This is a genomic window from Streptomyces sp. NPDC002643 (assembly GCF_053592555.1).
Window position 1 is genome coordinate 414,649 of record NZ_JBSFVY010000003.1, and the last position, 14,682, is coordinate 429,330.

A 14,682-nucleotide genomic window follows, 5' to 3' on the forward strand; every position below is an offset into this window, starting at 1 on the left:
CTAGAGAGAGCGGATCGTACGTCCCTCGGTCCGGCGCGGGGCGGGCGGGAAGGACGCCGCCGGGTGGCCGAGCCGGCTGACGAAGAAGAGGCGGCCGGTCAGGCCCAGCCGCCGGGCCAGGGCCTCGCGCACATCGTCGTGCTGCACGACCACGCTGACCGGATGCAGCACCAGACCGGCCCGGGTCGCCCGGAGCCAGTAGTCCGCCAGCCGGGCACCCGCTCGCACCATGTCGGCCTGGCCGGGCGTGTCCGTGGTGAAGGTCATCGCCGTGATCACGGGGGTGCGGCGCACGACGGCGGCCATCCGGGACGCGAGCAGACGGTGGTAGCCGGCCCGGCGCAGCAGGCTCATCACCCGGGGCGACAGCGCGAGGCGCAGGAACCCGTGGCGCAACGGACGCAGCGGCCCGAAGAGCTGCTCCAGGGTGAAACCGTCGCCGCGGGCGGCCGCCTCGGTCGCGTCGCGGCGGAGAAAGGAATGCGTCTCCCGCCAGGCCGGGCCGTGAGCGAAGTCCCGACCCCCGTACCGTGCGACGAAGCCGGCGAAGTGGGCGCGGTCGGCGTCCTGGAACAGATGGCTGATGCCGACCGGGGCGCCGTGCGCGGCGCCGGACGACGGTGCGGTGAGGCCGTCGAGGACCGTCGTGGCAACCGGGTCCTTCCGGTACGGCGCCCGGTTGGTGCGGCGCTCGGCCGCCACCGCCGCCAGGTCCTCGAATGTGCCGTGGCCGGTCCGGGCGGGCCCGGGAGCGCCGCGCAGTTCGACGAGGCCCAGCAGGGTCCACGGCGCGGGCCATGCCGTGCCGAGCACGCGGGGCCCGTCGTCCTCCGCGTCGCTGAGCCGCAGGCGCCGCACCGACCAGCCCCGTGCCTCCAGCGCGGTCAGGAGTACCTGTGCGTACACGCCGCAGCTCACGCGCATCTCCACGGCGTGGGCGGCGAGCGCTCCGATCTCATGGGTGCGGTCCAGCCCGAGCGCGAGGTATGCGGTGTCCGGCGCGGCGGCGTCGCCGCCCAGCGCGGCCGCGGCCGCGGCGCGTACCGGGTCCCCGGTGAGCCAGGCGGACGCCCAGGGCTGGCAGTTGTGGGAGGACGGGCTGAGCGCGGCGATCGCCGCGGCCGCGCGCAGCGCGTCGGGGAAGGGTTCGGGCAGTCCTGCACGCGCTCGTTCCGACGGGCCTTCGGTGCTTGCCGCGAAGGCCGGGTGCGGGGCCGGCTCCGGTGCGGGCACATCCGCCGACACGTCTGAAAAGTTCTTCATGCCTGCCACACAATCGCCAGAGAGTAGCCGTCGATTTCCCGAGCCAGGCACCGTGTGCGTTCGGCGCCGTCCGCGGGCAGGTGCCGTTCCAGCGCGGGGCCGGGGCGCCAGGTGAAGCGGCCGTCGCCGTACCAGCCGGTGAGCTCGACCTCCCGTACCCCGCCTCCGATCCGCAGACCGAAGCCGAAGTGCTTGAGCACCGCCTCCTTGCACGCCCAGCGCAGCATGAGCGGCATACGGCGCAGCCGGGCCCGACCCGGGCCGGTGTCGTCGGCCATGTCGTCCAGGAGGAGCAGCCGCTCCAGGTACGGCGTCACGGACCGCCGGGGCTCCAGGTCGACGCCGATGGGGCGCGGGGCGCAGACCGCCAGGGCGAAGTCGCCGGCGTGGGTCAGCCCGACCTCGAACGGCCCGTCCACATAGGGCTTTCCGGCACGCAGCCCCTCTCCCACGGTGCGTATCCGCACGGTACGCGCGGGGTCGGGCCGCAGCCCCAGCCGGCCGCGCTGGTGGGCGCGTACCGCGCACTTGAGCGCGAACCGTCCCGCCAGCCATTCCAGGCGCCGCTTGGCGACCGGCAGGGTGGCGGCGAACCGGGTCTCGCTGTCGGCGAAATGACGTGCCGCGAAGTCCGCGCGCCCGCTCTCCGGCAGTTCCCTGAGCCAGGCGATGGAGACAAGCGCGAAGGTGGACGTGCCAGGACCGTGACCGATGCGCAGCGGGCGTGCCGGGTCGAACCTCGGCGGGTGTCCGAGGTCGCCCCGCCACGCCCGCACCTCCTGAGTGGAGCGCATGCCCGGCTCAGCCCTCGACGACTTCGACGATGCCCGCGTCACCGTCCACCCTGATCAGGTCGCCGGTGTTGATCTTCTGGGTGGCGTGCTTGGTGTTCACCACCGACGGGATGCCGAACTCGCGGGAGACGATGGAGCTGTGCGAAAGCATCGAGCCGATGTCCGTCACCACACCGCCGGCGATGGCGAAGAGCGGGGTCCAGGAGGCGTCGGTGTAGCGGGCGACGAGGATCTCGCCGGGCTGGAACTCGTCGGCCTGCCAGGCCAGGTCCTCGATGATGCGGGCCCGGCCCACCACCTGTCCGGGGCCGGCGCCCAGCGCCTCCAGACGGGTGCCGCCCGCCGCCGGCTGGAGGGCGGCGGTGATGTCGTACTCCCCCATGAAGGTCAGCGGGGGCTCGGGGAGCCGTTTGTGGTACTCGTGCGTGCGGCGCCGTTCGTCGAGCGTGGCGCGGGAGAAGACCTCCACGGCCGGGGCGTCGCTCGCCAGATAGGTCCGGATGTCCTCGAAGTCGAGGTAGGCGACCTCGTCCAGATCGCGCAGCACGCCCTCGGCCACCAGCCTGCGCCCGACCTCGTAGACCGCGTTGCGCACCAGCCAGACCGAGGTGATCATCGCCATCCGGGTGGTCTCGCGCAGTTCGCTGCACGTGGAGTACAGGCCGATGACCTTCTGGAGGATCAGGCGCTTTGACAACGGCAGCCCACGCAGGACCTCCTCCGAGTCCCGCTCGGTGGTGCTGCGGCCTTTCCGGAGGGTGGTGTCGGGCGAGACCGCGTCGTCGGCGGCGTAGCGCCGGACCATCTGGAAGACGTACGACGGGTCGTCGATCCAGCGTGGATGGGTCAGCTCCATCTCCTGGCGGCCCCGGGTGCCGTTGATCCGCATGAACGGGTCCAGGTGGTCGCGGAGGTAGGCGCGGCCGGCGGCGCTGCCGGCGAGTTCGCCCGGGATGTCGCCGATCGGCGTCTCCTCGATGACACGCAGCACCTCGGGGTCGCGACGGGCGGCCCGCGCCAGGTTCCACAGGTCGCGCGCCGACTCCACGGTGCGGAGGTTCGACATGTCGGTCTTGATGCGGTTCTGGAGGTTGGTGCCCTCGTCGCCGAGCAAGGTGCCGCAGAGCTGGCTGAGCAGATCGTAGAAGCCGAAGGCGTTGATGTAGTAGGGCATGTAGCCCACGTTCATCGCGTAGCAGTACGTGAGGTAGCGCTCCGTCTCGGCGTGCAGTTCGCGTCGGCTCAGTGCCGTCAGGTCGATGCCCTTGGCGCGGTCGAACGCGGCGAGCCGGGAGGCGGCCATCCGCTTCGCCCGCTTCTTCATCGACATCAGTTCCACGACCGTGCTGCGCAGCCAGTGGGTGGCCGACAGCATGCCGTTCAGGCCTCGGGGCCAGTCGCCGAACGGGTTGCTGTACTGGTCGAGGTCGACCTCCTCGCTGGCGAAGCGCTGGGTGAAGGAGCTCTGGTCGCGGGTGGCCGGGGCCTGGCTGAGCATGTGGGAGGTGTAGGAGATGTTCAGGTAGACATGGCCCTGGAGGTACCCCATGTGCAGGTCCATGTCGCCGTGGTCGCGCATGCCGATGGCCTTGGCACAGCCACCGTGGATGTTCTGCTGGTAGTAGCGCGCGAAGCTCAGGCCGAGCGGCGTCATCCGGCCCACGAAGATCTCGCCGATGTCCATCCGGGACCACAGTGTGCCGCGGCGCACCGCGTCCGGGACGTCGGTGATGAAGGGGCTGTGGCGGGTCTCGGGGCTGGGCCGGGTGGTGATGGGCCGGGTCTGGAGCAGGTGGAAGGTGCCGTCCCGCAGCACCCACTCGATGTCCTGCTCGGTCCCGTAGTGCTCGCGCACCCGGACGGCGAGGCGGGCGAGTTCGACGGTCTGCTCGGCGGTGAGACTGGGCGCGTTGCGCAGCGCCGGGTCGACCTTGACCAGACCGGTGCGGCCGGGCTCGACGACGGCGCACCGGGTGACCTTGTAGCGGACCTGCTGCTCGGCCGGCGTGAAGTCGCGGTCGTCGACCACGAAGAGGTCGCTGGTGACCTTCCCGGAGACCAGGCCCTCGCCGAGTCCCCAGCAGGACTCGATGACCATGCGGTGCGGGCGGCCGTTCATGGGGTCGACGGTGAAGAGCACACCACTGGCGTCGGCATGCACCATCTCCTGCACGACGACCGCGATGGTGCCGACCGAGGACGGGTCGTCGCGGTAGACGGCGGCACGGTCCGACCACAGGGAGACCCAGCACTCCTTGACGGCGTCGAGGAGCGCGTCGTCTCCCTGGACGTCGAGGACGGTGTCGTGCTGTCCGGCGAAGGACTGGGTGGCCGAGTCCTCCTGGGTCGCCGAGGACCGCACGGCCACGCGGGGCCGGCCGAGTTCGCGGTAGGCGTCGAGGACGGCCTCGGCGATGGGCTCGGGCATGGTCCGGCCGCTGATCGCCTTGCGGACGGCCGCGAAGTCGGGACCGGTGCCATGGGCGATCTCGTCGGCGAGTCCGGTCTCGGCCAGGAAGAGCTCGAAGAGCCCGGTGGTGAGGCAGAACGCCGGCGGCACGGGAAGCCCGGCGGCGAGCATCTCGCCCAGGCGTGCGGCCTTGCCACCCAGGTGGTCCGCCGCCACGTGGCTGTCCTGCCCGAGGACCACGATGTGGTGACGGGCGGATGCCACGGCCGCCGGAGCGCCGTTGTGCACTGTCATGGTGTGCCTCCTGGAGGTCATGGGGCGGCGTGCGCGTTGGTTCCCGTGAAGGCACGGAACTGCTCGCCCGGGATGATGCGGGAGGCCGAGACCTCGGTGAACCCGGCCTCCCGCAACTGGGCGACCAGCTCCTGCTCGGCCGGCAGCGGGCCGCCGAAGTCGGCGTACTCGAACCAGAGGTTCAGCACTTCGAGGCCGGGGCTGCCGCCCTGGCAGGACGTGGTCAGCAGCAGGCGGCCGCCCGGCGCCAGCAGCGAACGGGCCTGCCTGAGCACCTCGACCCGGTCCGCCACGGGGAAGTAGTAGATGTTCTGGTGCATCGTGACGAGGTCGAACCGCTCCCGCAGGTCGAGTTCGCGCAGGTCGCCCTGGCGGGTCTCGACCCGGTGCGCGAGGCCCCACAGGGACATGTTGGCCGCGGCCCGCTCGGCGACCTCGGGCTGCAGGTCGACGGCGAGCGCGGTCAGTTCGGGGTTGAGGGCGCAGGCGAACCGCACGTAACGGCCGGAGCCGCAGCCGATCTCCAGCAGCCGCACCGGACGGTCGCGCGGCACCGCGCGGGAGACGGCCTCCTCGATGAAGGGCCGCACGATCAGCGAGGACCGGGCGATGATCTCCCCGTCCTGGTCGGAGAGGGAGAAACGGCGGCCCTCCCGGAGCATCGAGGGGGCCTCCTTCAGGACCGCGTAGTGGAAGTGGGTGACTTCCTCCAGGGCGCCGACGAGCGCGTCGTTCTCCGGCCTGGCCAGGACCTTGGCCGTTCGGCCGCGCAGTCCGTAGCGGCCGTCGCGCCGCTCCAGCTCGCCGAGCCGGACGCCGACGTCGAGCCAGGCCCGCAGCCGGTGACGGTCCGGGTCCGCGCCGAGAGCGGTGGCCACCTCACCGAGGTCGTGCGGGCGTGTGGCGAGGAGGCGGAGCAGCCCGGAGCCTGCCGCTCCGCTCAGGAAGGCCGCCCGGTAGACAGGGGGGACGTGCTTCCGGGACATCGACAGCACCTGGCGGATCTGCGGATCGCGCAACACCCGGCCCAGCGAGCGCAGTTGGCCGAGGAACGTGCTCTTCCGGACGCTTCCCGGGCGCGCGTGCGCGCCCTGGGGAGCCTTGGCGGTGGTGGTCATGAGGCGTCCCTCCGGGAGTCGTCCCGGTGTGTCCGGGAGGTGCCGCCGCTCGGCGGCTCGGCCGTCCGTCGCAGCGCGTGCAGGAGCGGCTGCCGGGACGGGCCGCTCAGGAAGAAGTGGTCGCCCGGCACGTGATGGTGGACGAACGGACCGTCCGTGCAGCCCTTCCAAGCGCTGACCTGCTCCTCGGTCGCGATCGGGTCGTCGGCCGCGGAGAAGGCGGTCACCGGACAGCCCAGCGGGGCGCGCGGTGTCCACCGGTAGCGCTCGCAGGCGCGCAGGTCGGCGCGGAGTGTGGGCAGCCGCCGCCGGAGGTGGGCCCGTCCGACGTTGTCGTCGGGGCCGAGGCCCCCGAGATCGCCGGCCCACGCGCACAGGTCGTCGTCGCCGAGCAGATGGTCGGCCCGCTCGCCGTAGAGGTGGGGCGCGCGGCTGGCCGAGACGACGAGGTGCCGGGCCTCGGGGGCGCCCTGCCGACGCAGTGCGCAGGCGACCTCGTAGGCGAGCAGGGCGCCCATACTGTGCCCGAAGAGGGCGTAGCCGCCGGTGGCGAGGCCGTGTGTGGTGAGGGCGTGGGCGACATCGCGGACCAGCGCGCCCATGTCCTGATAGGGCTCTTCGCGCAGGCGCAGGCCGCGGCCGGGCAGCAGCACCGGCACCACCCGGAGGTGCTCCCCGACGTGCCGCTGCCAGTCGTGGAACACCGAGGGCACGCCGCCCGCGTACGGAAAGCAGATCAACGGCAGCGCGTCGGGCGGGCCGGCCGCGGTGCCGGGGAACCAGGCCGCGGCTCGTCCGGCCGCGGCCTGGTCCGCCGGCGTCGCACGGCCGGTCGGCGGCCGGCCCTCCCGGTGGGCGGGGAAATGGCTTGTGTCGGTGAGGGGCACGCCCTGGTCCTTCCTTGCCCTGGGGCCTACACCGGGGCGCCGGCGGTGGCGTCGGCGAGCCGGCGGTAGTCGGTCTTACCGTTGGCGTTGCGCGGCATCCGCGGCAGACAGGTGGCCGTGTGCGGCACCATGTAGCGCGGCAGGTGTTCGGCGCAGTGCTGTTTCAGGCGCAGCAGCCCGGGCTCGGCGGCCCCGTCGCGGAGGGTGTAGTAGAGCACCAGCCGGGCGTCGGGGCCCTCGCCGGTCACCACGACCGCGACGTCCTCCAGACCGGGGTGGAGCAGCGCGGCCGCCTCTATCTCGCCGAGCTCCAGGCGGTAACCGTTGAGCTTCACCATGCGGTCCTTGCGGCCGTGGTAGACGAGCAGACCGTTCTCCAGGCTGACGATGTCCCCGGTGGGGTGCCGGTGCGCACGGTGCTCGGAGGCCATGGGCTCGGTCTCGCGGCGCCAGTAGCCCGGCGTGACACAGTCGCCCTCGACGACCAGTTCGCCCGGCACGCCGGGCTCCTCGACGGTGGCGCCCGACTCATCCACGATCCGGGCGCGAGCCCCCGTCACGGGCACGCCGATCGGAAGACGGTCGAGGCCGTCGAGGTCCGGTCCGCAGACCTCGTGATAGGTGCAGACGTTGGTCTCGGTGGGCCCGTAGAGGTTGTAGAGCCGGGTGTCGGGCAGCCGGGCGGCAAGTTCCCGCAGCTGCGGCACGGGGAAGACCTCGCCGGCGAAGAGGACGTAGCGCAGGCTCTCGCCGATCCGGGGGGTGAGTGCGTCCGCGCGGGTGAGCAGGGCCAGGACGGACGGCACCGAATACCAGACGGTGACGCCGTGCTCGCGTATCCCCTCGGCGAGGGCCACGACGTCACGGGCCTGATCGTCCTCGATGATCCAGACGGAGGCGCCGACGGCGAGCGCGACGAAGAGGTCGAAGGTGCTCAGGTCGAAGTTGAAGGAGGCGTGGTTGGAGAAGACGTCGTCGGGGCCGACGTCCAGTTCGCCGAGGGCCCAGTCGACGAAGCAGCCCAGATTGCGGTGCGAGATCTTCACGCCCTTGGGCACCCCGGTGGAACCGGAGGTGTAGAGCAGCGCGGCGAGGGCGTCGGCATCGTACGGGGCCGGCCGGAAGACCGTGCCGACCTCCTCCTCTCGGCCTTCCGCCAGGAACGTGTCCCACGTCCACAGCGGAACGTTCCCGCACGACCGCCGCCCGGCGGGTTCCTCCCCCACGACCACGATCGCCCGCAGCGACGCTGGGAGCGCCGTGGCGGCCAGTTCGTCCAGGTGCCGCCGATCGGTGAAGAGTGCCACGGGCTCCGCGTCGGCCAGGATGGTCCGCACCCTGCTCACCGGCTGTTTGCCGTCGAGCGGCACGTACACGCCGCCGGCCGCGAGCGTGCCGAGGATCGCCTCCACATAGCCGGACCGCTTGTCCATCCAGATCGCGACGCGCTCACCGGCACCCGCGCCGAGGCCGGTGAGGCGTGCGGCGAGCGTCGCGGTGCGTGTGGCGAGTTCCCCGTACGAGACCCGCTCGCGGCCCAGCAGCGCCGCGCGGCCTGCGCGCTCGGGGGCGAGGGGGTGGGGCAGCCCGAGCCTTCGGGTGACCGGGTGGGGCGTGGTCACTGCCATCTCTCCGTGTTCCTTCCGTACTCGCGTACTCGTGCGGCCTCAGGCGGACGGGGGCAGCACGCCCGTCTCCCGGCCGGCCTCGACGAAGATTCCGGCGGCCGTCTCCAGGTCCTTCGGGGTGTGCTCCGAGGTCACGCTGATGCGAAGCCGGGCGTCGCCGAGCGGTACGCCCGGGAAGACCACGGTCTGGCAGAACAGGCCGCGGGCGCGGACCGCGCGGCCCATCTCCATGGCGCGGCGCTCGTCGCCGACGACGATGGGGAGGATCGCGCTCTCGGTGCGCTCCAGGTCGAACCCGGCGCTTCGCAGCGAGTCGCGGAGGGTGCGGATGTTCGACCAGAGGCGCTCCAAGCGCTCGGGCTCGGACTCCATGACGTCGAGGGAGGCGATCAGGCCCGCGGCGACACCGGCGGGGATGTTGGCGGCGAAGACATAGGAGTTGGCGTAGAAGCGGAGGTAGTCGATGACCTCCTCGTCGCCGACGACGAAGCCGCCCATGCCGGCCAGGGCCTTGCTCATCGTGCCCAGTTCCAGGTCCACCTGGCCCTTGAGCCCGAAGTGTTCGGCCGTGCCGGAGCCGGTGGCGCCGAGCACACCGGTGGCGTGGGCATCGTCGACCAGCACCCTGGCGCCGTACTCCTGGGCGAGTCGGACGATCTCCGGCAGGTCGCAGATGTCGCCGTGCATGCTGAACACGCCGTCGACCACGATGAGTTTGCCGAGGATGCCGGACTCGGGCCCCGAGGAACGCCGCAGGACGCGTTCGAGGTCGGCCATGTCGTTGTGCTGGAAGATCCTGCGGATGCCGCCGGAGAGCTTGCAGCCGTCGACGATGCTCATATGGTTCAGCTTGTCGACGACGAGCGCGTCGTAGCTCTTGACCAGCCCGGAGATCACACCCAGGTTGGCCGAGTAGCCACCGGGGAAGACGGCGCAGGCGGGACGCTTCTTGAAGGCGGCCAGCCGACGCTCCAGCTCCTTGTGGAGCATGTTGGTACCGCCGATGATGCGGGAGCCGGTGTGGGTGGCGCCGAACCGGCGGGTGGCGTCGCACACCGCCTCGACGACCTTGGGATGATCGGCCAGTCCCAGATAGTTGTTCGACGCGAAGTGCAGGAACTCGCGCTCCCTGCCTTCCAGTTCGTCGAAGATGCGCGCGCGGTTCGCGCTGCGCGAGCGCATCGGCATGCCGTACCAGTAGAGCCTTTCCTCCTCCCGCTTGCGCCGGTACGCGTGGAAACTACGGGCCTTGGCGAAGAGGTCGGGGCTGCGCTCCTCCACGAAGTCCTTCATGGAACGGCTGTCCCAGGGCGTCTCCTCCGGCCCGGCCCCCTCCGCCGTGCGCAGGAAGTCCAGTTCGGCGGCGAGCTTGCGCAGGGTGGTGGCGGTGACGGCGCCGGCCGCGTCCTGCGGCAGCCGGAAGGCATCGGCGACTTCGCCGGTGAGGGAGGTCAGGATGACCGAGTCGATGCCCAGGTCGCCCTCAAGGTCGGCGTCCGGGTCGAGTTGGTCGCGCTCGTACTGGGTGTGACGCATGGCGGAGACGAGTACGGCCTCCAACAGATCGACGCTCGCGGAGGTCTCCACGTCGGTCCGGCTCGTGCGACCCGTCATCGGGTACCTCCCTGATCTTTGCGCAGCCGGTCCACCAGACCGGCCATGGCGCTCACGGTCGCGAAGTTCACCGGCGAGACCTCCACGAGCGGCACGGTGATGCGGAATTCGCTCTGCAGATGGTGAACGAGGTCGAAGATTCCCGCCGAGTCAATAATGTTGAGTTCGGTCAGCGGCGTTTCACTGTCCAGGCCGTCACTGTCGCCGTTCAGCAGGGTCTCGGCGATATGATCGATGATCAACTGCTCGGTTGTCATGGTCGTCCTAAGGTCGGAATTCCATGGATTCGCCGGTGCGCGGCCATGGACAAGACGCCGCCTCGAAGGCGCTGTTCGGCTCCTGCGGACCACTCTGCCAGTGGCCCCTTGCAGATCGCTGAGACGGGAGTGGCAGCGGACTGTAGGCTCCCGGAAATCTTGCCGAACTCCCTCACTGACGTGCGACGTCGCGAACGGATCGGTTCGGGGTCGGTGAATTTCGGGGTGGACAGGAAGCCGTCGACGAAGGTAGACAGAGTCGCGGGCTTTTTCGCATGGCCGGGGCGCCCCGCCTTTCCGCGTCGGCCCCGGTGAACGGTTCACATTCGCTGGACCCGACCCATTCCCCTCACCTTTCGAACCCCTCGCATCCTCCGGGACTTTCGCAGGGGCCTCGATCAATGACCGGATCGGCACAAGGGAGTTTCCCTGTCATGCACTCCGCGGCACGGTTGAGCGGCACGGAAAGAGGCATGGAAAGAGGCACGGTGGATGAGCCGGTGGCGATCGTGGGGATGGCCGTGCTCTACCCGGACGCCCAGGACGTCGAGGAATACTGGCGGCTGATGAGCGACACGTCCGGGTGCGCTTCCCCGGACACCGCCGGCGACTCGGCCGGAGGCGACGGCCGAGGAGGTCTCGACCGCATCACCGTGGATGTCGCCGCCTTCCGGATTCCGCCCGCCCAGGCGGGCGCGATGACGCGCCTGCAGATGCTGATGCTGGAGGCGGCCCGCCGCTGTCTGGCCGACGCGGGCGGCGTGGACCGGGCTGTCGACCGCGACCGTACGGATGTCGTCGTGGGTACGTGCTTCGGCCTCGACCGGCAGTACGCCAACGCGCTGCGCATCGAGGGCCGCCGCTATGCCCGAGAGCTCCAACGGGCCGCCGAGGCATCCAGGGACACGCTCACCCGGGAGAACGCCGCCCAGGCCGCGGAGGAGCTGCGCTCGCTGGCGCGGCAGCGGCTGGGGGCCTCGCCGCACGACCGGGTGGGCGAGATGGCCAGCACCATCCCGGCCCGTATCGCCACCGCCTTCAAACTGCGGGGCCGCACGCTCGCCCTGGAGTCGGCCGACGCGACGAGCTTCCTGGCTCTGCAGCACGCGGTGACCGCCCTGCGCGGCCATGTCTCCGACGCCGCTCTGGTGGTGACCGGGCAGCGGCGGGAGAGCGAGCTGCTGCCACGTGCCCTCAAGGCCAAGGGCCTCACCTGGCCCCTCGGCGAGGGCGTGGGCGCGTTGCTGCTGAAGCGGCTCTCCACCGCCGAGCAGGACGGCGACCGGATCTACGCGACCGTCCGCGCGTGCGTCGTACGGCACGAGGCCCGGCCGGGTGCCTTCGGCTACGCACTCTCCACCGAGGTGCACCGGGTCGGCCTGACCGAGGCCCTGGCCGCATCCGACGCCACCCCCGAGTCGATCGGGTACGTCGAGCACGCCGGCGGTGAACCGATGGCGGGCGCCGCACTCGCCGCGCTGACCGAGGAGCTAGGGCGGCCCGCCGGACGGCGGCCGGCGCTCGGCGGCACGGCGGAGCAGCTGGGGCACACCCTGGCCAACGCGGGGCTCGCCGCGGTCAGCAAGGCGGCGCTCGCCCTGCACCACCGCACCGTGCCGCCCACCGCCGGCCCCGTGGACGGCACCACCGGGCCCGGGAACGTGGTCGACGACTTCCCCTTCCGGCGCCCCGACCGTGCTGAGCGGTGGCCCGTGGCAGCGCCGGAAGCGCCCCGCCGGGCACTGGTGGTAGGCGCCTCGCTGACCGGCTCGGTCTGCCACCTGGTGCTGGAGGAACATCTGCCCCGGCGCCATCGCGTCCCGGCCGCCCCGCGCGAGCCGGAGCCGATCGCGGTGCTGGCGCTGGGCGGCCGCTTCGCCGGGGCCGCCGATGCCGAGGAGTTCTGGCGGACCGTTCTGTCCGGCCAGGACCGCTTCGCTCCGCTGCCGCGCTCAGCGCTCGATCCGGAGCTGTACCACATGCCGGGCTCGCTCGGCCTGGACCGCAGCTACACCGACCGGGGCGCGGCCGTGACCGTGCCCGAGGTGCCTCCGGGCTCGGTGCCCATCGACCCGGAGCGGTATGCCTCGCTCGACCCGGCCCAACGGCTGGCGCTCGTCGTCGCGGCCGAACTGTTCGCCGGACGGCCCCCGGCCGACGCGGGACTGCGCGGCCGGCCGGGGCTGGTCGCCCTCGGCAGCAACCTCGGGCTGAGCCGCGACCGGCGGGCCAACACCGAGCTCTGGCTGCCCCGGCTCGACGCGGCGGCGGCCGACCTCGCCTCGCTCAAGCACCTCTCCCCGGCCGAGCTGGACGAACTGCTCGCCGGGGTGCACCGGTCGTACCCCGCCCCCGGCGCGGCCGTCACACCGGCTCTGCTGGACGCGTGCCTGGCCAGCGGTAGCGCCGCGCTGATCGCGGGCGCGTTCGGGCTGGACGCCGTGCCCCTCGCGGTGGAGGCGGCCTGCGCCTCCTCACTCGCCGCCCTCGACGTGGCGATCGGCGCCCTGCGCTCGGGCGCCGTCGACTACGCGGTGGCCGGTGGGGTGGAACTCCCGTGCAACGAACGGGACATGGTGCTCTGCTCGGCGCTGGGGCTGCTCTCGCACGACCGGATCACCCCGTTCGACGAAGCCGCGGACGGCTTCACCGCGGGCGACGGCTGCGCCCTGTTCCTGCTCAAGCGGCTCTCCGACGCCCGGCGGGACGGCGACGTCCCGCGCGCCCTGCTGCGGGGCGTGGGGGCCTCGAACGACGCCAAGTCGCTGATCGCGCCCGATGTCGACGGGCAGGTGCGCGCGATGCGTCAGGCCTTCGAGCAGGTCGACTTCGCGCCCTCCGACGTGGACTACCTGGAGGCGCACGGCACCGGGACGAAGGTGGGCGACCGGATCGAGGTCAGTGCCTGTCGCGAGGTGTACGGCGGTCCGCGCCGCACCCGGCCGCTGGACATCGGCTCCGCCAAGTCGTTCTTCGGGCACACCTTCGCCGCCGCGGGCAGCGCGGGGCTGCTGCGCGCCCTGCTGGCGATGCGCGCCGGGACGCTGCCCCCGAACGCCAACCTGGAGACCGTCAACCCGGCGCTCGACCTGTCCTCGATCCCCGCCACCATCTCCGCCGGCGCGGGGGTGTGGCCGCGGATCGACGGGCGGCCCCGGCGGGCCGGCATCAGCTCGTTCGGCACCGGCGGCATCAACTACCACCTCCTCGTCGAGGAGGACACCGCGCCGCACTCCACCCACACACCGGACATGGACGGATACCGATGAACTTCGATCTCGACGCGGAAACCGAAGAGATGCGCGACACGATCGCGAGCTTCGCACGACACAAACTCACTCCGCCGGAGACCTTCGAGCCGGCCGAGTTCCGGGAGCGGTGGCGCCTCGCCGGACAGCAGGGCGTCATGGGGATCACCGTCCCCACCGAGTACGGCGGTCTGGGCCTCGACGCCACGACGGCGGCCGCGCTGATGGAGGCACTGGGCTACGGCTGCCGCGACACCGGCTTCGCCTTCTCGGTCGCGGCCCATCTCTTCGCCTGCGTGACGCCGGTGGTGGAGTTCGGCACCGAGGAGCAGAAGCGGCGCTGGCTGCCCGCGCTGTGCTCGGGCGAGCGGATCGCGGCGCACGGCGTCACCGAGCCCGGCGCGGGCTCCGACGCGCTGAGCCTGGCCACCCGCGCGGTGCGCGACGGCGACCACTACGTCCTCAACGGCGGCAAGTGCTTCACCACCAACTCGCCGGTCGCCGACGTCTTCGTGATCCAGGCCACGACCCGCCCCGACGGCGGCTTCTTCGGCCTCTCCTCGTTCCTGGTGGAGGCCACGACACCGGGCCTGTCGGTCGGCCGGCCCTACGGCAAGGTCGGACTGCGCGGATCGCCGATGGCCGATGTCCATCTGGAGGATGTACGCGTGCCCGCCGACCAGATGCTCGGCTCCGAGGGCAGCGGGGCCAGCGTCTTCACCGCGTCCATGCGGTGGGAGCGGACGTGTCTGTTCGCGAGCTATCTGGGGGCGATGCGGCGGGTGCTGGAGTCCACGGTCGAGTACGCCCGTGAGCGCCGCCAGTTCGGCACGCCGATCGGCGGCTTCCAGGCCGTCAGCCACCGGATCGTCGACATGACACTGCGGCTGGAGTCCGCGCGGCTGATGCTCTACAAGGCGGCGGCCGGACTGCACGCGGACTCCCAGGACGAGATCGCCCCGGCGCTCGCCAAGCTGGCCGTGAGCGAGGCCGCCGTACAGATCGGTCTGGACGCCGTCCAGGTGCGCGGGGCGCTCGGCATCCTCGACGGCGAGGCCGAGACGCTGCTGCGGGACGCGCTGCCCTCCCGGATCTTCTCCGGCACCAACGACATCCAGAAGAACAACATCGCTCGGGCGATGGGCCTTCGGCCCGCCCGCTGAACCAGG

The 14,682-nt window shown here is 71.9% G+C and carries 10 protein-coding genes; 2 read left to right on the forward strand and 8 right to left on the reverse strand.

Annotation, left to right across the window (positions count from 1 at the left end):
• Genes ACWD4G_RS06550 through ACWD4G_RS06585 form a run of 8 tightly spaced genes read right to left on the reverse strand, consistent with a single transcriptional unit; the run spans position 1 to position 10,265 of the window.
• Positions 1-1,263: a RedV protein gene (locus tag ACWD4G_RS06550; RefSeq protein WP_451291070.1), complete on the reverse strand. Its 1,263-nt coding sequence runs from the start codon at positions 1,261-1,263 to the stop codon at positions 1-3.
• A complete protein-coding gene (locus ACWD4G_RS06555; RefSeq protein ID WP_451291071.1) occupies positions 1,260-2,057 on the reverse strand; it encodes a 4'-phosphopantetheinyl transferase family protein in 798 nt (265 codons plus the stop codon). Before ACWD4G_RS06555 ends, ACWD4G_RS06550 begins: the two co-directional genes overlap by 4 nt.
• A 7-nt stretch (positions 2,058-2,064) precedes the next feature.
• Positions 2,065-4,761 (reverse strand): PEP/pyruvate-binding domain-containing protein, encoded by a 2,697-nt coding sequence (locus tag ACWD4G_RS06560; RefSeq protein WP_451291072.1) that lies wholly within the window; start codon positions 4,759-4,761, stop codon positions 2,065-2,067.
• Between the two features lie 17 nt (positions 4,762-4,778).
• Positions 4,779-5,879 (reverse strand): SAM-dependent methyltransferase, encoded by a 1,101-nt coding sequence (locus ACWD4G_RS06565; RefSeq protein WP_451291073.1) that lies wholly within the window; start codon positions 5,877-5,879, stop codon positions 4,779-4,781.
• Entirely contained in the window at positions 5,876-6,766 is an 891-nt protein-coding gene (locus ACWD4G_RS06570; RefSeq protein WP_451291074.1) for a thioesterase II family protein, read from the reverse strand. The genes ACWD4G_RS06565 and ACWD4G_RS06570 overlap by 4 nt, the downstream gene beginning before the upstream one ends.
• A 26-nt stretch (positions 6,767-6,792) precedes the next feature.
• The gene (locus ACWD4G_RS06575) at positions 6,793-8,394 is read right to left on the reverse strand and encodes a D-alanine--poly(phosphoribitol) ligase (RefSeq protein ID WP_451291075.1); all 1,602 of its coding nucleotides are present in this window, start codon (positions 8,392-8,394) and stop codon (positions 6,793-6,795) included.
• Positions 8,395-8,433: 39 nt separating this feature from the next.
• Positions 8,434-10,008: an aminotransferase class I/II-fold pyridoxal phosphate-dependent enzyme gene (locus ACWD4G_RS06580; protein ID WP_451291076.1), complete on the reverse strand. Its 1,575-nt coding sequence runs from the start codon at positions 10,006-10,008 to the stop codon at positions 8,434-8,436.
• Complete coding sequence (locus ACWD4G_RS06585; protein ID WP_451291077.1) at positions 10,005-10,265, reverse strand: acyl carrier protein; 261 nt, start codon at positions 10,263-10,265, stop codon at positions 10,005-10,007. The genes ACWD4G_RS06580 and ACWD4G_RS06585 overlap by 4 nt, the downstream gene beginning before the upstream one ends.
• 473 nt (positions 10,266-10,738) lie before the next feature.
• Here ACWD4G_RS06585 and ACWD4G_RS06590 point away from each other — a divergent pair, with 473 nt between their 5' ends.
• Positions 10,739-13,534, forward strand: coding sequence for a beta-ketoacyl [acyl carrier protein] synthase domain-containing protein (locus tag ACWD4G_RS06590; RefSeq protein WP_451291078.1), 2,796 nt, complete (start codon positions 10,739-10,741; stop codon positions 13,532-13,534).
• Positions 13,531-14,676, forward strand: a complete 1,146-nt coding sequence (redW, locus tag ACWD4G_RS06595; protein ID WP_451291079.1) for an L-prolyl-[peptidyl-carrier protein] dehydrogenase — start codon at positions 13,531-13,533, stop codon at positions 14,674-14,676. The genes ACWD4G_RS06590 and redW overlap by 4 nt, the downstream gene beginning before the upstream one ends.
• The last annotated feature ends 6 nt before the right edge of the window (positions 14,677-14,682 follow it).